Below are 18731 nucleotides of genomic sequence, written 5' to 3' on the forward strand. Positions count from 1 at the left end.
TTTCTCTTGAAACCTGATAGATATGACAGGCAGGGCAATGTCGGCATAAGCGGGGAGGGGATGTAAAAAATAGCCCTCCCGTTTACGGACGATAACGGGAGGGCAAAGCACGGGGTTTACAGAAAGGACTTGCTCTGTCGTGAAGAATAATAACGATTTAAGCTTTGTTTGACTCCTGTCAGATGTGGCAATTTAGAAGAGGGCGAGGGGGAATATATATCCGGATAACGGATCAATGTTTGCTCGAAAAATATACAAAACTGCTTTTTGTGCCATCATTCGCATTGGCGTTGCGTGTGCTGTCGTTACGGAGTCACTCGCTTGTCATCAATGTCACCATTACCGGCCTTCATCCCGTGCAGGCGCAACCACAGCCTCAGGGTCAACTGCGCGCTCTTTATGCAGACATGCCCAAGCTTTTGCTGCTCCGGATCGTCGCTTAAGGTATAATGCGGCACTATTTTTATGGCTTCCCCGTGAGCGTGATGAAAGAATTTTTTGCAACCTGCCCCAAGGGGCTGGAAAACCTGTTGGCCGTCGAGCTGACCAATCTGGGTGCAGAGCAGGTCCGCGAGACCGTGGCCGGCGTCCATTTCTGCGGCGAGCTGGCCATCGGTTACAAGGCCTGTCTGTGGAGCCGTTTTGCCTCCCGCATCGTGCTGGTGCTCTCCGAGTTCCAGATGAACGACGATCTGGACCTCTATCTGGGCGCCCATACCATTCCCTGGGAAGAGCACTTCTCCGGCACCGCCACCATAGCGGTGGATTTCACCGGTACCAACGCCTCCATTCGCAACACCCAGTACGGCGCGCTCAAGATCAAGGACGCCATCGTCGATCGCTTCACCAAGCGTGGTCATGTGCGCCCGGACGTGGACAAGAAATCCCCGGACATTCGCATCATGGCCCATCTGGGCAAGGGCAAGGCCAATATCACGCTGGACTTGTCAGGCCCTGCGCTGCACCAGCGCTTCTATCGTCAGGGCGCCGGTGAGGCACCGCTCAAAGAGAACCTGGCGGCGGCCATGATCGCCCGTAGCGGCTGGGCCGGCGAGCCCATGATGGACCCCATGTGCGGTTCCGGTACCCTGCTGATTGAAGCGGCCTTTATCGCCGCCGATATGGCGCCGGCCCTGCGCCGCGAGCGCTTCGGTTTCGATCGCTGGCTGCAACATGACAGCGAACTGTGGCAGAGCCTGATGATGGAGGCGCAAGTGCGCGCCAAACGCGGCATGCAGCGCTGCGAGGTGAAGCTGTTCGGTTGTGATGCCGACGCCCGCGTGCTGCTCAAAGCACGTGACAACGCCAAAGCCGCCGGCGTGGCCCATCTCATCACCTTCAAACAGGCCGATGCGACCGCCTTGGAAAACCCGCTGCCCATGGCGGCGGAAGGGGAGACCCGTCAGGTCGGCATGCTCATTTCCAACCCGCCCTATGGCGAGCGTCTCGGCGAGTTCCCGGCGCTGCTGGAAGTGCACCAGGCCCTTGGCGATGCCCTGCGTCGCAGCTTCCAGGGGTGGAAAGTCTCGATCCTTTCTGCCTCCCCCGAGCTGCTCAGCTGTCTGCGCCTGCGCGCCGACAAGCAATATCGCCTGTTCAACGGGGCGCTCGAGTGTCAGCTGCGCAACTACCAGATCGCGCTGGACTCCGTGGCCTCCCAAAAAGAGGTGGCGCAGGACTTTGCCAACCGTCTGCGCAAGAATCTGAAGGCCCTCGAGAAGTGGGCGAAGAAAGAGAACCTCGACTGCTACCGTCTCTACGACGCCGATCTGCCGGAGTACAACGCCGCCATCGACCGCTATCAGGACTACCTGGTGGTGCAGGAGTACGCGGCGCCCAAGGATATCCCCGCCCAGAAGACCCGTCAGCGCCTGCTCGACATGGTACAGGCCGCCATCAAGGTGACCGGCATGGATGGCGAGAAGGTGATCCTGAAGGTGCGCGAGCGTCAGGAAGGCAAACAGCAGTACCAGAAGCTCTCCGAAGAGCAGCACCGGATGGAGGTGCAGGAGTACGGTGCCCGTCTGTGGGTCAACCTCTACGACTATCTCGACACCGGCCTGTTCCTCGACCACCGTCAGACCCGCCGCATGCTGGGCGAGATGGCCCGTGGCAAGCGCTTCCTGAATCTCTTTGCCTACACCGGCAGTGCCACCGTGCACGCGGGTCTGGGCGGTGCCAGCGAAACCACCACGGTTGACATGTCGCGCACCTACCTGAACTGGGCACAGGACAACATGCGCCTCAACTCGCTGGTGGGCCGCGAACACAAGTTCGTGCAGGCAGACTGCCTGAAGTGGCTCTCCGAGGCGGACGAGCAGTACGACCTCATCTTCATCGATCCGCCCACCTTCTCCAACTCCAAGCGGATGGACGAGAGCTTCGACGTGCAGCGCGATCACCTGTTGCTGATGCAGCACCTCAAGCGTCTGCTGGCTGCGGGTGGCACCCTGGTCTTCTCCAACAACAAGCGCCACTTCAAGATGGATCTGGCCGGTCTTGAGGCCATCGGTCTCAAGGCCCAGAACATCACCGGCAAGACCCGGCCGAAGGATTTCGAGCGCAACCAGCATATCCACAACTGCTGGATCATCACCCATGCCGAGGCCCAGGGCTGATGCTGACCCTGTTTCACACCGACGGCTGCCACCTGTGTGAACAGGCCTGGGTGCTGGTGGAGCAGGCCGGCCTTGCCGGCAGGACCCGCCGCTGCGACATCCTGGATGACGCCGACTGGCTCGAGGCCTACCGGGTGCGCATTCCGGTCGTGCGCGACGAGGCCGGGCGTGAACTGGGTTGGCCCTTTACCTTGGCGGAGCTGCAAGCGTGGCTTGCCGCCCGGGAGTAGTGGGCGATTTGACGATGAAACGGGGGGAGACTCAGTCTGCCGCCCGTTTTTTCATTAGCAAGAAGGAACAAGAATGGCTCTTTTGACATTGCACGGCGCTTCCCTGTCGTTCAGTGATTTTCCGCTGCTCGACCAGGCCGAGCTCACCATCGAGCGGGGCGAGCGCCTCTGTCTGGTGGGGCGCAACGGGGCGGGCAAGTCCACCCTGATGAAGGTGATCGCCGGCGAACTGCCGCTGGACGACGGCCGTCTGGTGCTGCAGCAAGACTTGAAAGTGACCCGCCTCGAGCAGGATCCCCCCGCCTCGAGCGAGCTCACCGTGTTTGACTACGCCGCCGAAGGGCTGGCCGGGGTAGGGGAGCTGCTCAAGCAGTATCACCATATCTCCATGGAGCTGGCACACGATGCCTCCGATGCCAACATTCGCAAGATGAGCCAGCTGCAGGAGCAGCTCGACTACCAGAATGGCTGGCAGTTCGAGACCCGCATCAACCAGGTGCTGACCCTGCTCGGTCTGGATCCCGACGTGACCCTCGACAGTCTCTCCGGTGGCTGGCTGCGCAAGGTGGCCCTGGCCCGCGCGCTGGCCTGCGATCCGGATCTGCTGCTGCTGGACGAGCCGACCAACCACCTGGACATCGATGCCATCAACTGGCTGGAAGAGTTTCTCAAGGATTTTCGCGGCGCCATCGTCTTCATCTCCCACGACCGGGAGTTCATCCACAAGCTGGCGACCCGGATCATCGATCTGGATCGCGGCGTGATCACCTCCTGGCCCGGCAATTACGACGAGTACCTGCAGGGCAAGGAGGAGTGGCTGCGGGTCGAGGAGCTGAAAAATGCCGAGTTCGATCGCAAGCTGGCCCAGGAAGAGGTGTGGGTGCGCCAGGGGATCAAGGCCCGCCGTACCCGCAACGAGGGACGAGTGCGTGCCCTCAAGGCGATGCGGATGGAGCGGACCCAGCGTCGTGAGCTGCAGGGCAAGGCCAAGCTGCAGCTGGACGAGGCGGGCCGCTCGGGCAAGCTGGTATTTGAAAGTGAAGGCTTGGGTCTCGACTTTGGCGATCGCACCCTGTTTCAGGGGCTGGATCTGCAGGTGTTGCGTGGCGACAAGATTGCGCTGGTCGGCCCCAACGGCTGTGGCAAGTCGACCCTGATCAAGCTGCTGCTCGGCCAGCTCGAGGCAACCCGCGGCTCGGTGCGTCAGGGCACCAACCTGGAAGTGGCCTATTTCGATCAGTACCGCGAACAGCTCGACCCCGAGAAGACGGTGGTGGACAACGTGGGCGAAGGCAAGCAGGAGGTGATGGTGCGCGGCCGCTCCCGTCACATCCTCGGCTACCTGCAGGACTTCCTGTTTGAGCCAAAACGGGCACGCACCCCGGTGAAAGCCTTGTCAGGGGGCGAAAAAAACCGTTTACTGTTGGCCAAATTGTTCTTGAAGCCCAGTAATTTACTGATCCTCGATGAACCAACCAACGACCTGGATGTCGAAACGCTGGAACTGCTGGAAGAGCTGCTGGCGGACTATCCCGGTACCCTGCTGCTGGTGAGCCACGATCGTCGTTTCATCGACAATACCGTGACCGGTTGCTGGTTGTTTGAAGGGGATGGGCGGATCAGTGATTATGTGGGGGGCTATGCCGACATGATGGCCACCCGTGCCCAGCAGCAGTCTCAGCTGGCCGCACAGCAGGCGGCGAAGCAGCCCCAGAGCAAGGCGCCAGAGCCTGTCGTGACGCAGGCGCCGGTCGCGGCAAAACAGAAGAAACTCTCTTACAAGTTGCAGCTGGAGCTGGATAATCTGCCAGCCCGGTTGGAACAGCTGGAGGCGGAGCTGGATGCCCTGCAGACGGAGATCAACCACCCCGGTTTCTTCTCCCTGCCTGCGGAACAAACCCAGACCAAACTGGATGCCCTGAATGCCGCAGAGGCGGCATTGGAACAAGCCTTCTCCCGCTGGGAGGAGTTGGAAGCGTTGAAACATCAGGACTAAGGAAGTAGATGAAAAAGCAATTATCCATGCTGGCCATTCTGGTCAGCGCCAGCCTGAATGCCCAGGCGGCACAAAGTCCCTTTTTCACCATTGTCGATGCGTCCGACAAGGGTTACGCCAGCGGTATCAGCGGCGACGGCAACGGGCTCATCGGGATCAACACCAAGAACAACATGGCCGAGCACTTCTCGACCGTGCGCTTCGCCGACTTCCTGGTTGACCGCTTCCGCTTCGAGCAGGGCTGCATGCTCTCCAACTCGGTCTGCAACTCCTTCTGGAACGACAACAGCAACTTCGCCTACCAGTGGCGTCGTGACTTCCTCGATGGTGTCGACCAGCGCAACAACGTAGGTTACGTGCAGCTGGGCGAGACCGACGGTCTGGTGACCGCGCTGGGTGACGTACCCGGCACCCGGGCGGGCTACAAGATGAGTGGCAAGGTGCGTACCGCCTTTGCCGTGGTCGAGGAGGGCAACCCCGTCGAGCTGAAGGATGGCGCCGGCACTCACAGCCTGAGCGTGCCGACCAGCATCAAGAAGCTGGACAACGGCCAGTATCTGGTGACCGGTACCGCCGCCACCGGCAAGAACATCGCCGTCAACTCCGAAACCTACAACTGGTGCTTTGCCGGCAACGACGGCCAGTACGGTGACTACCGCTACTGCCCGGGCCTCAACACCCAGGCGAGCTTCTGGCTGGTCAACAGTACCGGTACCTTCAACAAGCTGCTGCAGGCCAACGAGTATGCCCGGGGCCGCAACGAAGTGGTACAGACCGCTTCCGCGCTCGGCGTGGGCAAATTCAACGGCACGCTGTATGGGGTAGGGTACTCCTCCACCGGCGAGATCGGCACCAACTACCTGGATGGCCGCAACCTGGCCGCCTACTGGACACTGGATCTGGATGGCAGCAAGGTGGGCACCACCCAGATCATCCCGCTGGCAGAAGGCGAGCCCGGTAAAGATGACGCCAAGCTGCAACACAGCTGGGCCGTGGGGGTCAACGACAACGGTTATGTGGTCGGCAACCAGCTCTATCGCATCAACAAGGGCCAGAACCGCCCGGTCGAGATGTTCGTGTTCAACCTGAACACGCCGACCACCAACGCCGTGGTTTCCCTGCAGGACAAGCCGCTCAGCGGCTCCGGCTCGGAAGCGGCCGCCATCAACAACCACAACATGGTGGTTGGCTGGCGTGATTCCCGTCATCAGACCCAACCCGTGGTCAACGGCACCAACCGCATGCAGGAAGGCTTCCTGCTCAACGCGGCGACCGGCAACAACTGGTACCTGAACGATCTCATCTGCGGTCTGGATGATGCGGGTGCCAAACAGTGTGCCCAAAACGGTTACTACTACCACATCGCCTATGCCAGCGGCATCAGCGAGAATGGGACTGTGGCCGCGACCGCCTATCGCTACAACAGCGAAAGCGATCTGAACAACCGCACCAACGCTACCGTGGTCAGCGTCAAGCTGGCACCGGTCGTGACCGACTACAAGAACAACGATCCGGCCGGTTATGTGGTCGCCAACGCACCGGTCAACAACCAGACCGGTCAGGATGGCGGCAGCGGTGGTGGCAGCCTGTTCTGGTTGACTCTGCTGGCCCTGCCATTCGCCTGGCTGCGCCGTTTCCAGCGCTAAAAAGTTGTGTCACTAAAAATTAATGCGGTTCAGTGTCTTGTGTCACAATGAGCGGATAGCATGAAATTTTTTGTTTGACCCTGCCAACCCCCTGGGGTAAAGATGAAAGCGACCGATGAAAAATTGGTCGCTTTTTTTGTTCCACGGAAGAGGGTCGTAGATGATGAAGAGACAAAAACGGGACCGTCTGGAAAGAGCTCGTGCTCGTGGTTATCAGGCTGGCGTGGTCGGCAAACAGAAAGAAGCGTGTCCGTATCAATGCCTGGATGCACGTGGGCACTGGCTTGGTGGTTGGCGTGATGCCATGGAAGGGCGGGGCTCAGGCCTCTTCATGAAGTAGTCGGTACTTCATCACACATTGCAAAAAGGAAAGGGGCCATGGCGGCCCCTTTACGTTGTGCGGTCTGACCAGGTGGCCAGTCAGCTCATCAGAATGCGGTGGTGTCCTTGAACAGGCCCACTTTCAGGTCGGTGGCGCTGTAGATGGGGCGACCATCCACTTCCACCACGCCATCGGCAATTCCCATCACCAACTTGCGATTGATGACGCGCTTGAAGGTAATCTTGTAGGTTACTTTCTTGGCAGTCGGCAGGATCTGACCGGTGAATTTCACCTCGCCAACCCCCAGCGCACGACCCTTGCCTGGGCCACCTTTCCAGCCGAGGAAAAAACCAACCAGCTGCCACATGGCATCCAGACCGAGACAGCCAGGCATGACGGGATCACCCGGGAAGTGGCAATCGAAGAACCAGAGATCCGGCGTGATGTCGAGTTCTGCCAGGATCTCACCTTTACCGTGCTCACCACCATGGTCATTGATCTTGACGATGCGATCCATCATCAACATGTTGGGGGCGGGCAGCTGGCTGTTGCCCTCACCAAACAGCTCGCCACGGCTGCAGGCGAGCAGCTCTTCACGGGTAAACGAGTCTTTGCCTTGTTCACACAGTGAAAGGCGGGCATCAATGGTGGAATTGTCTACGGTCACGCTGGTTATCCTTAAAATGGGTCAAAGCCGGGCCAATTTAGCGTACAGATGTTCGCTAAACAACTCCGATCACTTCGTTTATACCCCGAACAGCCTGCCAAACAGGCGGCGCAGCACGCCCCCCTTGACGGCCTCGGTGCCGTTGAGCTCATCCAGGCGCTGCTGGATGCGGCCAAACAGGGTATCCGGCATGTCCGGCTCACCTGCAACACAACCAGTCAGCAGCTCGATGGCCTCTTCCACATGATCCACCGGGTGGATATGGAACTGGCCGGCCTCTACTGCCGCGATCACTTCATCAGAGAGGTTGAGCTGCTGGGCGTTGGTACCGGGCAGCAGGATCCCCTGTTTGCCGGTGAGGCCGTGGATCTTGCACACCCGGAAGAAGCCCTCGATCTTCTCGTTGACGCCGCCGACGGCCTGCACGTTGCCAAACTGGTCGACCGCGCCGGTAACCGCAAAGTGCTGGTAGATAGGCTGGCGGGCGAGGGCGGAGAGCAGGGCACACAGACCGGTCAGAGACGCGCTGTCACCATCGATCTCATGGTAGGACTGCTCGAACACCAGGTTGGCCGACAGCGGGGAGGGGTTTTCGGCACCAAATTTGTTGGAGAGATAACCGTGAATGATCATCATCGCCTTGGCGTGGATATGACCTGCCAGCTCCGCCTTGCGTTCGATGTCCGCCACGTCACCATCCCCCAGATGCACGGTGGCGGTGAGGCGCACTGGCTCGCCGAAATCATAGGGGTGCCCTGAGACCTGAATGACGGAGAGACCGTTGATCTGACCCACTTCCTCACCATCGGTCTGCAGCAGGATCTGGCCGTCGATGACCCCCTGATCGGACTGCTCGACCAGGTAGTTGAGCCGATAATCTTGCTCTTCCAGTGCTCCGCGGATGTGCTCGTCGGTGACGACGTCCGCTTCCAGCTCACGTGCCAGGCTGTCGGCCATGCGCATGATGGCTGAGAGCTGCACCTCGGAGAGGGAGAGCCACTCCTGATGATCACAGAGCCGGCTGGCATGGCGGCAGAGGGCGGCGAGGGCGGCCGGCGTGAAGTCCAGCAGGTTCCAGCGCTCGCGCAGCCAGGCCAGATATTGCAGATAGTCAGGCAGCTCCTCTTCGATGTTCACCTCTGAGACCAAGTCCGCGCGCAGGAAGATGCGCTCCGACATGTCTCTGTCCAGCATCTGGAACTCGGCCACATCGAGCCGGTCACCGACCAGGATCAGCTTGAGCTTGATGGGGGTGGCTTCCGGCGTGAAGAAGGGGGTGAGGGTCTTGCCTTCCTGATAGGCGTTCCAGTCCAGCTCGCCTTTTTGCATCGCGTTTTTGAGCTTGAACCAGAGGTGGGGCTGATCCAGCAGCTCATCCAGCTGCAGGATCAGGTAGCCACCGTTGGCCTGACGCAGCAGGCCCGGTTCCAGCAGGTGCTGGTTGGCATAGACGGAGCCTTGCTCGGTCTGGTAGTTGATGGAGCCGAACAGGGTATCCCAGTTGAGATCGCGGCCATACACCACGGGGGCTTCCTGCTCCTCATGATGGATCAGCAGGTTGATGAGGACCGGGTGCTGAAATTCGAGCCCCTGTGCCACATGGGCGGCCAGATCGGAGAGGAAGTCATCGATCTTTGGATCATTGTTCTGCTTGCGCATGATGCGGGTGACCAGACGCTCGGCATCCAGATGGTGGCTCATCAGCTTGAGCAGTTCACCGACCATTTCACAAAACTCGATGCCGGTACCGGGTTGCAGGCGCAGCCAGATGGGTTTGAACGGATTGTTCAGGTTTTCGGTGTAGCAGAGATCGAACAGGTCGCCATCCTTGCCATTAGAGGCGGCGATCAGCGTCTGGCAGACATCTTCATAGTCGACCCCGGGGAAACCGTTGAGCAGCATGACCGGGCAGTCGCCATCAAAACTGGCGAGACGCTTGATGCCGGAGATGGCCCTGGGTTGCAGCGCGGCAAACGGAATGGGTTCGAGCTCGCTGAGGGCAGGAAACTGTTCAATCGCAAAAGCAGGTTTTAATTGTTCTGATGTTAATTCAGCCACTTAAGACATCCGGTCGGAGATAGGATCAATTGTTGCCATTATACACAGTTCAATAAGTGGTAACAGGAAACAAGATATTGTATTTAACATAATATACATTATGCGCGGTTAAGTCATGCCCGTGGCTAGGGGCCAGAAACACCGCTGCCGCAAGGGCTACAGCCGTGCCGGCTCCTTTGGTGTACTTCGCCAGGATGTCGTACCAGGCCTTTTTCAGCTCGGGATCCGTCTCTCTGACAGCAGCCAGGCTTAACAGGACTTCCTGCACGTCCAGGCCGATTTCTTGGGCCAGTCTTTTTGCAGTGGCATCAGTAAGTTGCACCTTGCCAGTGGTCAAGCTGGAGATGTGCGACTTGGTAAAACCTAGCTCTGCGGCGACTTGCTGGTACTGGCTAAAGTTTTTGGCTCTCATGTAGGCCTGAATCAGTGCTTTAGAGTCCATTTGACTGTCTCCTGACTTTTTCGAGTGGGCATATAACACACCTATTGGGGCTAAAAGTCACCCGTTGTTAGTTAGATTTAGTTCTGATTCAATCCAGTCAGTTCATAATAAATCTGACCGACCTATGACCCACTGTAGCCCACAAAACCAGGATTTGCCGGCGCTCACCGAGCGCAAGGTCTACTGGCAAGCAGAGCCTACCGGCGATGTCTCCGCCTGTGTGGCCGGTCAGGTCGAGATGTTCCGCGACCTGCACGAGATGCGGATCTATCTGTCCATGACGTACCCCGACACCGCCTTTGAGCTGGTCGAGGTGACCGAGGACACATGGCAAGGCTTCTATGACCAGGGAGTGTTTTTCGATGACTGGTCATAGTGCCGTGATGCCGATAAATAGCGTTATCGGCAACAAAACCCTGATCGACTATCTGTCGTTTACCTGGGCGCCGACCGAACTGCGCCAGATGACCGAGCTGGCCAAGCAAGGCGCTTTGCTCAAGGCCATCCCGCGCTTCGAGACCCAGAGCAAGGCCATTCAGGCCGCCTTTGCCGCCCAGCCGGTCGAGGGCCTGCGCTATCTGTGGAAGCGCCCTGTCGGGTTCGCTCCCCTCACCCGCTTCGACAAGGTGACTGAGCGCCTCTATGACAAAGCCGAGCGCCAGCAGCCTGCCGCCTCCCCTGCCCCTGCACGGGTCTTTGACAAGGCCACTGAGCGGTTGAGTCTCAAGGGGGTAGCCAAGCCCCCTGCCCCGGTGCTGACGCCTTCCATGACCGACATGATGGAACGTGCCCTGCACTCCGGCTACCAGTCCCGCGCCGACATGCGCCAGGAGCTCAAAGCCGTCTGCGCTGACCTGCTCAAGTTCTCCCAGTTCGAGGTGGTCGAGGGTGCCAAGTATTGGGAGGCCTATAACGACCTTATCGACTGCTACGGCGTCCAGTTCCTGGATGCCCTCTGCTGTAACGAGATCGAGCTGTGGCTGGAAGAACTCAATACCCGCATCGGTGTCCCTATCCCCGAGCCGCGCTTTACCATGCGCCCTCGCCGCTCCGGTCTGCACGGTTACGCCAACTCGGCTGACCTGCTGTGTGACGGAATGCCCTGCGGGCTGATTGGCTGGGGTGCGGCTAACCATGGCTGTATGGTGAGTTTTTCCGGTGTGGGTTGTGCGGCCCTCGATTTCCAGGCTTTGCACTCCGTTATCTCTCACGTGCCAGGTCTGCGGATCACTCGGGTGGATCTTGCCCTGGATGACTACAGCGGCAAGCACATCACTTACCAGGGCGCGATAGCCGGCGCCGAAGCCGGCGAGTTTCACCCGCAGCGTGGCCGTGCGCCTTCCTGGATGAAGATTGAATCGGGCGAGTTCGTGATCACCGAGGTGGCCAAGGGCATCGCCAAGCGTTTTGGCATGGTGCCGAGCAAGGGTTGCTCTTTCTACGTGGGCAGCCGTATCAACGGCAAGTGTGCGCGGATATATGAGAAAGGCAAACAGATGCAATCGGCCGAGTTCCCAAACTGGGTACGCGCCGAAGGCGAATTACACAATAAGGATAGAGTCATTCCGCTGGATGTCCTGGTAAACCCTGACCCTTATTTCGCGGGGATGTATCCGCAATTTGCCAAATGGCTGGATGCGGTTTGCCAGGAAGAAATAACACCGGTACGTGTGACCACCTTTAAGAATAAATTCAAAACGTCCAGGGACAACGCCGTATTTAATATGTCCAGAATGGCCGGTCGCCTTGTCAATTGGTTAGCAAACATCGAGGGGCTATCCCCTGAGAAGATTGTTAACCAATTAACAGCGCACCTGGAAGAAACCGATATTCCAGCGCGGTTAAGAATGCCAGTTCCTCCTGACCTGGACGAGCTGCCATTATTTTCGACCTAACAATGGTTCTTCAAAGGATAAATAATATGTCTCTGCTGACTGGTATTTTGGTTACCCGCGTTACTCACGGCTATGGCGTCTCCCGTAAATCTGGCTCGCCGGTTCCCTATGACTTTGCCCAGGTGGAATACCTGGCAGTTGCTAATAACGTGAACAAGCCCGAGTGCAATATCACCTCCTGGGGCTATGAAGTGCGCCAATTAGCCCTGCGCAACGATGCGGCCACCATTAAAGAGCTGGCCGACTGCCCGAAATTGGTGGCAGTGGATCTTGTCCTGGAAGCGGATCCCCAGAATCCGACCCGCAACGTGGTTGTTGGCTTCCAACCCACCAAAAAGCAGCCGGTATAACCACCGCGCCGCGAGGAGGAGGAGCGAGAGCGCGCAGCGAGCGACGACGAGGGCGCGATAATGCTTTGTCTAGATATTACCTCTGAAGGATATGCCCGCTTAGCTGAGGGGGATTCGTGTAATTACGTGCTCTTGACTGTCCAGGAGCACGCCAAATTAACGGATATATCGAGCTGGTTTGAATTTGATGTATCCACTGTGTCAATGGCCTTTGGCTTCGGATTATTAATCTGGATCACTGGCCTCAAACTGGGCGCAATTGCCCGTGTCATCGTAAGTGCAAAAAGAGGATAAACGAGTATGAAAAACTATTTCCGTAATGGCTGTATCGCTGCTGTGTGCTCCCTGTCTACCGGTGCGGCCTTTGCCGAAGGTACAGCCGCTGCTGATGCCGCTGCCAAGGCCCTGGACGCCACCCAGTCGGACGTGACCGCAACCTCTCCCAAGGTCATGCTGGTCGTGGCCACCTGTGTGGGCGTGGGCATCCTGATCAGCCTGATGCGCAAAGCCTAAGCATGTCTTTGCTCATCGGAACGCTGTGGTTCCTGTTCTTTGTTGAAGGCTACAGGTCATCGTTTTCGATATGACACAAAGGCGGCTCCGGTCGCCTTTTTTATTGGGGGTACTGTGCGCATCGCTTGGCTTTTATTGCTGTTTCCGCTGGGGGCTTGGGCGGGTTGTCCTGTCGGGCTCCGCCTGTCTAACGTGCCGATTTCTACTGCGCTGCCGTTCTGCGTGAAATGGGAAAGTTCCTCCCAGGGAGGCTGCTTTGTCGGGTGTCCAGGTATCTGCCTGCAGTTCCCAGATGCCGGCACTATGGGGCCGATTGAGAGTACCGGCCAGGAGTGCTCGGTGGGCGGTGGATCCGATGGGGATGGCGGCTCGGATGGCGATGGTAACGGTAGCAATGGCAATAACGGCAATAATGGCGATGTAATTCCCAATCTGCCGCCCAACGGGATCCGTGTCGGTGGTGATAAGCAGGAAATGACCACGGACGCCTTGCGTCAGGTGAATAATACCCTGATAACGGGTTTTACTAGCTTGATGTCGAGCTCTGCGGGTGCGAGTCGATCAGCTCAAAATATTGATGGCAAAATGGTAGATGTTCTTCGTTATATGAAGGCCACTAATAATGGTCAGGTTGGCATGGAGAACAGTATTCGGGAGCAGACGGCGTTAGGTCATAAGTTCTATGACGAGTTCCTTGGATTAAAGAATGCCATGATTAATCCGCAAGACGGATTTGGTCAAAGCACGGGTGAGTATCGTGTTTTGAAAGAGTTGCGGGATAATTTCTTTGGGCCTGATTTTGCTCAGAATTATGGTGGTAACACCATGTATGGGCTTATGCGGACAATGCAGTATGACATCGAGTCGATGAAAGGCCGAGTGCATGAATCCGCCAGCGACATGCACAACCTTTATTCCTACACCATGCAAGATATGCGAAATAATAGCATTGAAATGAACCGCAATATTAAGGCCATTGCTGAGGCCCTGCAAAATGGCGGTACAAATGGTGGTGATGGCACCGGCGGCACAGGTAATGGCAGCAATGGTAATGGCAATAATGGCCCAGGCATTGATTACTCACAAATGCCTGGCTCTGCAGAAAATCCGCTGCATGTAACAGGGTCTGAATATACATCCCAGCTCTGTAAAGGTGGTGCGCACTGTTTCTTTGACCTGGAAACCATTAATAAGCAGTTCCAGGAGCATAAGGAGCAACTCAAGAATACCCATAACGGTATTAAAGAAGATATGGTCGATATGTTCCGGTATAGCCTGAGCGGGTCGGCGGCGGTGCCCAAGTGTTTTGATATGTTCTCGATGTTTGGTCGCTCTTATTCCGTCTGTCCCGAGGTGGAAGGATATTGGGAAATGATAGCGGCCATCATGATGTTCATCTTCTATTTTCTGGCGCTGATGATTGTGGCTAAGAGGTGATATATGGAATGGGTGAGTGATTTCTTTAACGGATTTTTCAACGATATATATCAACTGGCGGTGCAGTTTGCAGCCTGGATAACGGTTAAATTGGCTATTCAGTGGGTCGAGTTCAAAATATTCCTGCTCACTTTTTCCTGGGACGTTGCCAAGCAGATACTGATTAACCTGCAATTCAGCGACCTGATCTCCGCCTCCTTTAATAACCTGCCCTCTCAAATGAGGGGGATCTTGCTCTATTTGCACGTTGATAAAGGGCTGTCGATATTGACGCAAGCCTTTGTGACCCGCTTTTTGCTGAATATGTTGGGGTGGTAAGCCATGTCTATCAAGATCCACCACGGCGCCCCAGGCTCCTATAAATCGTCAGGAGCGATTCATACCGATGTGATACCGGCCATCAAGGCTGGCCGTCATATCGTTACCAACGTGCGCGGCTTTACCGCGGAGCGGTGCAAAGAGGTATTGGGCAAGGAAGTGCCTGACGAGTTCCAGGTCACCTATATCGAGACAGAATCCCAGGAAGGACGTGATCACCTCGCCCGCTTTTATCATTGGGCACCTAAGGGAGTGTTCTTCCTGGTCGATGAAGTGCAAAGAATATTTCCGCCTTCCTGGCGCCAGAGTGATTTAGACCGGCTCGATTATCCTGGCGGGCCGGATGTGGCCAAAGCCGATGGCCGGCCAGAGACAATTGATGTGGCCTTTGATATGCACCGTCATCATAACTGGGACTTTGTATTTACGACTCCGAACATCAAAAAGGTGCACCAGGTAATCCGGGCTGCTGCCGAAACGGCCATTCGTCATACCAATATGGCGATATTGGGGATTGGTGGTCGATATAAGACGGTGCTTCACCTCTCTGATAACTCCGGTACGTCCATGAATGACGTACTGCAAGCCAAGCCATTTAATAAGGTGCCCAAGTATGTTTTCAAGCTTTATGACTCGACTACTACCGGTAAGGTCTCGGATACAATCGCGGGCAGCTCGATATTACGAGACCCTAAAATTCTGTTTATTCTGGCGATTTGGGGACTCTGCGTATTCTTTGGCTTCATCAAGCCTGAATATATTGATGCTCCTGCTAAGGCCGATGAAACCGCTTCTGCCGCTGTTCCGGCTGCTGGTGCGGTGGGTGCTTCGCCCGTTGCTGATGTACGTCCTGGTGGCGCTCCTGCTGCGTCTGCTGCTGGCGTCCTTGCTGTAGGGCCGTTTGCTGGCCATCAGCTCATTATCAGCTGTCACGTCCTGATAAAGGATCACCTGGGCGAGTATCGGGTCGAGTATTGCTTCTCGCTGCGCAAGGGCGATGACGTGCAGCCGCTCGACAGGGACGATTGGCCGGACGAGCTCGCCAGGGTGGATCCCATGAGTGCATGCCATGCGGTGGTCAAGTACCAGGGGCAGCCTGTGGACGTGTACTGTGACCCCGAGGGGGACGCCCTGCGCCGGAAATACAATGCCACCCTCTTTGCGGGTGGAAACAACAAGCAAGCAAATACTGATGACCGGTCATAACTCCTTTCTCCTGCCAGTGGCCGCCTTTCTCCAGGTCGGCCACTGAACCCCAGGGGCGTGAGCCCCTACAAGCCGCCCTCTGCTGTCCATTTGGCCTCTAAAAGCCTCGCGGCGGAACACGCCCATATTGCCCCGAGACTGGACACCCCCTTCCCTGCAAAACCGGCTTTTAAGGCTCTCCGGCTCTGAGGGATGTAAATGCAATAGCACCCTTTGATGTTGCGTTAATGCTTTAATGTATAGGATGATGGCAAGTATTAATCGTTATAGGTGTGTGAGCTAATGAATTATTATAAATATATGGGGCGTATTTCATCGGAATGTTTTTTGAAGGATTCAACAATACGCTTTTCTCAACCAAGGGCACTAAATGATCCCTTTGAGCTGAGTCCTGAAATATACTGTGAAGAATCCGATGCTAAGTTGGGAATGAATTTCCCAACAAAATATTTTCTTACTGGACGTGAGTCTGTCGTAAAAAAATATCTTGTCCCTGAAGATAATTTTTCTAAAGGAAGTTTAATGGTTGATGTTAAATATCAAATAGAGCAGTTTAATACTAAGCTTGGTGTTTTGTGTTTAACTAGAGATCATCATATATTCCCTAAAAACTCTCTTATGTGGGCTCATTATGGTGAGTCCCATTCTGGAATTGCGTTGAAGTTTAAAAAAACTTGTCAGTTTGTTTCTGAGTCTCACGAGGTTCACTATGTGAAATCAAGGCCAATAATAAATGCAAAGATCTTTTTTGAAAACGCTGAAATTTCTATTGGTGATTGGTTTTTTAAGTCTGACGCATGGGCTTATGAGCGTGAGGTTAGATTTCCAAGGCATTTAGATGATTGTTTGAATACCGGTAAGAAAGATTGTTTTGGTAATGACATTTACGTGCGTCATGTTGAATCTGATTTGCTTGAATGCGTATATATAGGGGCTAATGCTAGTGATGATTTGAAGCATCTGGCTTTAGCGTTTCACAATAAAACAGGTGTTGACGTTATTTATTTGGGTGTAGGTTCACGTCAGTATTCTTTAATTCCATACAGTTTTAATTCCCGTAAAAGCTATGATCATATGATAGAAAAAATCATGCGAATTCATCAGGAAAGCCTGGTGCTTTTTTGAGTTACGGGCCCCCCGTGTAGTAATACGGGGGGAATACTACCCCTTCCCTCTACCCCTACCGTCTACCCCCGCCCCTTCCCGTTCTGCCCTTGACCACTCGATGGTAGGGCCATACGGGCAACCACTCGGCTAAGGCTTACTCGGGCGAGTGTTTAGTGCAGGGGCGTTCTTACTAAAGCGCGGGGGGTGCAGCCTCCAGCTTTTGCGGCGCTACGCGCCGACATATGTTTTTTCTATCAACCCATCTTAATGATAATTGTTGATTATAATTGACACAGTTGACAGTATAGTTTCTGGTTGTGGTAAAGCCATTGATAACAAATGGGACTCCTATGGGTACAACCTTAAAAATACTATGTCATTTGTTTAGTTTTGACCTTCTCAATAATGCTAGCCCGATGGTTGTTGCCTTGGCTCATCGTGCAATTCGGTTTGGCTTTGATAGTCTATCTGTAGAGCAGAAATTGATTCTTAAACCCTTTCTATCCGTTAAGTGTTCTGGTTATGAAGATGTGGATGGTGCGCATCAGTGTTCGAAGGTGTTAGAGGGTGAAGATCTTTTGGAGGCTTATGGAGCATCGGGCGGGTCTTGGTTCATTCGATGTCGTCACTGTCACGCAGCAACGAATTACATTGCTTATTGCGCTTCGGCGGATGATAAATAAATGGGGGCCGTAGCCCCCAAGCTCACATTAAGCCAAGTTTCTTTCTCCAATAGAAAGCAGCCATTTGCCGTTCGGATCGCTCCACCTGGATGATGGCAATCGCCTCTATCCTGCGTCTGTCGAATCTCACACCTGTTGGTGATACAAGGCAATCATTCATCATTCGCCAACCTTCCCAGTCTTTCCAAATTGTCGGCAGTTCTCTCCCTGAAGCCATGCGCATTAGCCGTTTATAGACAGGTGGGATCTCTTTGCCTTTATCCCAATATGTGACCTGTCTCACAGAAACAAAACAAAGATTGGCCGTTTCTTCAATTGATAAACCGCACTCAAACCATCGAAAAATGAAGTTTTTGGTCAACTCTCGTTCCATCCAAGTAAATACCTGATAAACCAGCAAAATTGCGTGGATTGGCTTATCGGCGGGTTCCGGATGGGCATTTAACAAAACGTCGCATTATGCGCGGTCAGGCTTGGGGCATGACAAAGGGGCCGATAGGCCCCTTGGTGTCCTGATGCCGATAACTAGCTTTATCGGCATCAACCGGCAGTAGCTTCCCTAGCAGCCTTGGCCGCCTTGCGTCGAGCAATGCGCTTAGCTCGGGCCCGTTGCTCTGACCAGTCTGCAACCCAAGCAATCACCATCAGCAGACCGCCAAACCAAACCGGAGCGGTTATGGTCACCACAGCCAGATAGCAGACCATCAGCATATCATCGGAAAGATCCCCGCTAAGGATCAGACGAACGAATCCATACAGCATAGCGAGCATGAATACAGGAACGAATACTTGCATCAGGAACCCCTCAACAGCATCAGATCAGCGGATTCAATCATCACCGATCCCAGGAGTCAATCACCCCATGAAAGAGATAACAGCCCTTCGGGCTGGGTTTTCAATGGGCCGTGCCCAGGGTTTGGCTAAGGTGGAAGAATTCCCCCCGTATTACTACCCGGGGGGCTTGGCAGCCAAGCAACCCCAAAGCCACACAGAAAGCCACAAACAAGAGGACGCTGTGAGAGCAGCTTGTCTACGACAGGAGGCCAAAGAAGGCGCTAACCGTGCCCTATAGCCTTCGGCTGGGCACTGGAACTGGGGCAGTAAAGACCGGTTTTGCAGGAAAGGGGGTGTTCCGGGCTCGGGGCCAGATGGGCGTGTTTCGCCGGGAGACGTCAGGAGGTCAAATCAACGGACGGGAGCGGCTTATAGGGGCTACCGCCCCTGTTCACTGGCGCAATTGGAG

19 protein-coding genes are annotated in these 18731 nt (G+C 55.5%); 14 read left to right on the top strand and 5 right to left on the bottom strand.

Annotation, left to right across the window (positions count from 1 at the left end; genetic code table 11):
• Nucleotides 1-449 precede the first annotated feature (449 nt).
• The 5 genes from rlmKL to rmf all read left to right on the top strand — a co-directional run bounded on the left by rlmKL (nucleotide 450) and on the right by rmf (nucleotide 6830).
• Nucleotides 450-2618 carry a bifunctional 23S rRNA (guanine(2069)-N(7))-methyltransferase RlmK/23S rRNA (guanine(2445)-N(2))-methyltransferase RlmL gene (gene rlmKL, locus I6L38_RS07995; protein ID WP_216989379.1) on the top strand — a complete coding sequence of 723 codons (2169 nt, stop codon included), beginning with the start codon at nucleotides 450-452 and terminating at the stop codon, nucleotides 2616-2618.
• The gene (locus I6L38_RS08000) at nucleotides 2618-2848 is read left to right on the top strand and encodes a glutaredoxin family protein (protein WP_017788054.1); all 231 of its coding nucleotides are present in this window, start codon (nucleotides 2618-2620) and stop codon (nucleotides 2846-2848) included. The genes rlmKL and I6L38_RS08000 overlap by 1 nt, the downstream gene beginning before the upstream one ends.
• Nucleotides 2849-2921: 73 nt before the next feature.
• On the top strand, nucleotides 2922-4844 hold the full coding sequence (locus I6L38_RS08005) for an ABC transporter ATP-binding protein (RefSeq protein ID WP_124249445.1): 1923 nt from the start codon (nucleotides 2922-2924) through the stop codon (nucleotides 4842-4844).
• Nucleotides 4845-4852: 8 nt separating this feature from the next.
• A complete protein-coding gene (locus I6L38_RS08010) occupies nucleotides 4853-6490 on the top strand; it encodes a DUF3466 family protein (RefSeq protein WP_017788056.1) in 1638 nt (545 codons plus the stop codon).
• 163 nt (nucleotides 6491-6653) lie between these two features.
• Nucleotides 6654-6830, top strand: coding sequence for a ribosome modulation factor (gene rmf / locus I6L38_RS08015; protein ID WP_010674759.1), 177 nt, complete (start codon nucleotides 6654-6656; stop codon nucleotides 6828-6830).
• Between the two features lie 88 nt (nucleotides 6831-6918).
• On the opposite strand, the gene fabA is transcribed toward rmf, so the two are convergent.
• From fabA to I6L38_RS08030, 3 genes are all read right to left on the bottom strand, one after another.
• Nucleotides 6919-7479, bottom strand: a complete 561-nt coding sequence (gene fabA / locus I6L38_RS08020; RefSeq protein WP_005300828.1) for a 3-hydroxyacyl-[acyl-carrier-protein] dehydratase FabA — start codon at nucleotides 7477-7479, stop codon at nucleotides 6919-6921.
• Nucleotides 7480-7557: 78 nt separating this feature from the next.
• Nucleotides 7558-9537, bottom strand: coding sequence for a Lon protease family protein (locus I6L38_RS08025; protein ID WP_005300832.1), 1980 nt, complete (start codon nucleotides 9535-9537; stop codon nucleotides 7558-7560).
• Between the two features lie 49 nt (nucleotides 9538-9586).
• Nucleotides 9587-9979 carry a helix-turn-helix domain-containing protein gene (locus I6L38_RS08030; protein WP_216989380.1) on the bottom strand — a complete coding sequence of 131 codons (393 nt, stop codon included), beginning with the start codon at nucleotides 9977-9979 and terminating at the stop codon, nucleotides 9587-9589.
• Nucleotides 9980-10103: 124 nt separating this feature from the next.
• On the opposite strand from I6L38_RS08030, the gene I6L38_RS08035 reads away from it, so the two are divergent.
• The 9 genes from I6L38_RS08035 (at nucleotide 10104) to I6L38_RS08075 (ending at nucleotide 17488) form a co-directional block, all read left to right on the top strand.
• Nucleotides 10104-10355, top strand: a complete 252-nt coding sequence (locus I6L38_RS08035; protein ID WP_042889029.1) for a hypothetical protein — start codon at nucleotides 10104-10106, stop codon at nucleotides 10353-10355.
• Nucleotides 10342-11874, top strand: coding sequence for a replication initiation factor domain-containing protein (locus I6L38_RS08040; protein ID WP_010634004.1), 1533 nt, complete (start codon nucleotides 10342-10344; stop codon nucleotides 11872-11874). The genes I6L38_RS08035 and I6L38_RS08040 overlap by 14 nt, the downstream gene beginning before the upstream one ends.
• 26 nt (nucleotides 11875-11900) lie before the next feature.
• A complete protein-coding gene (locus tag I6L38_RS08045) occupies nucleotides 11901-12224 on the top strand; it encodes a hypothetical protein (RefSeq protein ID WP_010634003.1) in 324 nt (107 codons plus the stop codon).
• 300 nt (nucleotides 12225-12524) lie between these two features.
• The gene (locus I6L38_RS08050) at nucleotides 12525-12737 is read left to right on the top strand and encodes a major coat protein (protein ID WP_010634002.1); all 213 of its coding nucleotides are present in this window, start codon (nucleotides 12525-12527) and stop codon (nucleotides 12735-12737) included.
• Between the two features lie 39 nt (nucleotides 12738-12776).
• On the top strand, nucleotides 12777-14174 hold the full coding sequence (locus tag I6L38_RS08055) for a hypothetical protein (protein WP_237740090.1): 1398 nt from the start codon (nucleotides 12777-12779) through the stop codon (nucleotides 14172-14174).
• 3 nt (nucleotides 14175-14177) lie between these two features.
• A complete protein-coding gene (locus I6L38_RS08060) occupies nucleotides 14178-14492 on the top strand; it encodes a DUF2523 family protein (RefSeq protein ID WP_216989381.1) in 315 nt (104 codons plus the stop codon).
• A 3-nt stretch (nucleotides 14493-14495) separates the two neighbouring features.
• Nucleotides 14496-15698, top strand: coding sequence for a zonular occludens toxin family protein (locus I6L38_RS08065; RefSeq protein ID WP_081588815.1), 1203 nt, complete (start codon nucleotides 14496-14498; stop codon nucleotides 15696-15698).
• A gap of 282 nt (nucleotides 15699-15980) precedes the next feature.
• Complete coding sequence (locus tag I6L38_RS08070; protein ID WP_081588814.1) at nucleotides 15981-16823, top strand: DUF2971 domain-containing protein; 843 nt, start codon at nucleotides 15981-15983, stop codon at nucleotides 16821-16823.
• A gap of 332 nt (nucleotides 16824-17155) precedes the next feature.
• Entirely contained in the window at nucleotides 17156-17488 is a 333-nt protein-coding gene (locus tag I6L38_RS08075; protein WP_144050649.1) for a hypothetical protein, read from the top strand.
• Nucleotides 17489-17510: 22 nt separating this feature from the next.
• Here I6L38_RS08075 and I6L38_RS08080 read toward each other — a convergent pair whose 3' ends face one another.
• Both I6L38_RS08080 and I6L38_RS08085 read right to left on the bottom strand, forming a co-directional pair.
• The gene (locus I6L38_RS08080) at nucleotides 17511-17861 is read right to left on the bottom strand and encodes a DUF3653 domain-containing protein (RefSeq protein WP_042889051.1); all 351 of its coding nucleotides are present in this window, start codon (nucleotides 17859-17861) and stop codon (nucleotides 17511-17513) included.
• Between the two features lie 167 nt (nucleotides 17862-18028).
• Nucleotides 18029-18283 carry a hypothetical protein gene (locus I6L38_RS08085; RefSeq protein ID WP_216989382.1) on the bottom strand — a complete coding sequence of 85 codons (255 nt, stop codon included), beginning with the start codon at nucleotides 18281-18283 and terminating at the stop codon, nucleotides 18029-18031.
• Nucleotides 18284-18731: the final 448 nt, after the last annotated feature.

The sequence above is a fragment of the Aeromonas sp. FDAARGOS 1408 genome (genome assembly GCF_019048665.1).
GTDB classification, from domain to species: domain Bacteria; phylum Pseudomonadota; class Gammaproteobacteria; order Enterobacterales; family Aeromonadaceae; genus Aeromonas; species Aeromonas dhakensis.

What these genes read in the sequence shown, in the direction of transcription:
- I6L38_RS08075 (WP_144050649.1), top strand. Translation starts at nt 17,156, where the DNA reads ATGGGTACAACCTTAAAAATACTATGTCATTTGTTTAGTTTTGACCTT.
- I6L38_RS08050 (WP_010634002.1), top strand. Translation starts at nt 12,525, where the DNA reads ATGAAAAACTATTTCCGTAATGGCTGTATCGCTGCTGTGTGCTCCCTG.
- rlmKL (WP_216989379.1), top strand. Translation starts at nt 450, where the DNA reads ATGCGGCACTATTTTTATGGCTTCCCCGTGAGCGTGATGAAAGAATTT.
- I6L38_RS08070 (WP_081588814.1), top strand. Translation starts at nt 15,981, where the DNA reads ATGAATTATTATAAATATATGGGGCGTATTTCATCGGAATGTTTTTTG.
- I6L38_RS08035 (WP_042889029.1), top strand. Translation starts at nt 10,104, where the DNA reads ATGACCCACTGTAGCCCACAAAACCAGGATTTGCCGGCGCTCACCGAG.
- I6L38_RS08045 (WP_010634003.1), top strand. Translation starts at nt 11,901, where the DNA reads ATGTCTCTGCTGACTGGTATTTTGGTTACCCGCGTTACTCACGGCTAT.
- I6L38_RS08030 (WP_216989380.1), bottom strand. Translation starts at nt 9,979, where the DNA reads ATGGACTCTAAAGCACTGATTCAGGCCTACATGAGAGCCAAAAACTTT.
- rmf (WP_010674759.1), top strand. Translation starts at nt 6,654, where the DNA reads ATGAAGAGACAAAAACGGGACCGTCTGGAAAGAGCTCGTGCTCGTGGT.
- I6L38_RS08040 (WP_010634004.1), top strand. Translation starts at nt 10,342, where the DNA reads ATGACTGGTCATAGTGCCGTGATGCCGATAAATAGCGTTATCGGCAAC.
- I6L38_RS08000 (WP_017788054.1), top strand. Translation starts at nt 2,618, where the DNA reads ATGCTGACCCTGTTTCACACCGACGGCTGCCACCTGTGTGAACAGGCC.
- I6L38_RS08080 (WP_042889051.1), bottom strand. Translation starts at nt 17,861, where the DNA reads ATGGAACGAGAGTTGACCAAAAACTTCATTTTTCGATGGTTTGAGTGC.
- I6L38_RS08085 (WP_216989382.1), bottom strand. Translation starts at nt 18,283, where the DNA reads ATGCAAGTATTCGTTCCTGTATTCATGCTCGCTATGCTGTATGGATTC.
- I6L38_RS08060 (WP_216989381.1), top strand. Translation starts at nt 14,178, where the DNA reads ATGGAATGGGTGAGTGATTTCTTTAACGGATTTTTCAACGATATATAT.
- I6L38_RS08010 (WP_017788056.1), top strand. Translation starts at nt 4,853, where the DNA reads ATGAAAAAGCAATTATCCATGCTGGCCATTCTGGTCAGCGCCAGCCTG.
- I6L38_RS08005 (WP_124249445.1), top strand. Translation starts at nt 2,922, where the DNA reads ATGGCTCTTTTGACATTGCACGGCGCTTCCCTGTCGTTCAGTGATTTT.
- I6L38_RS08065 (WP_081588815.1), top strand. Translation starts at nt 14,496, where the DNA reads ATGTCTATCAAGATCCACCACGGCGCCCCAGGCTCCTATAAATCGTCA.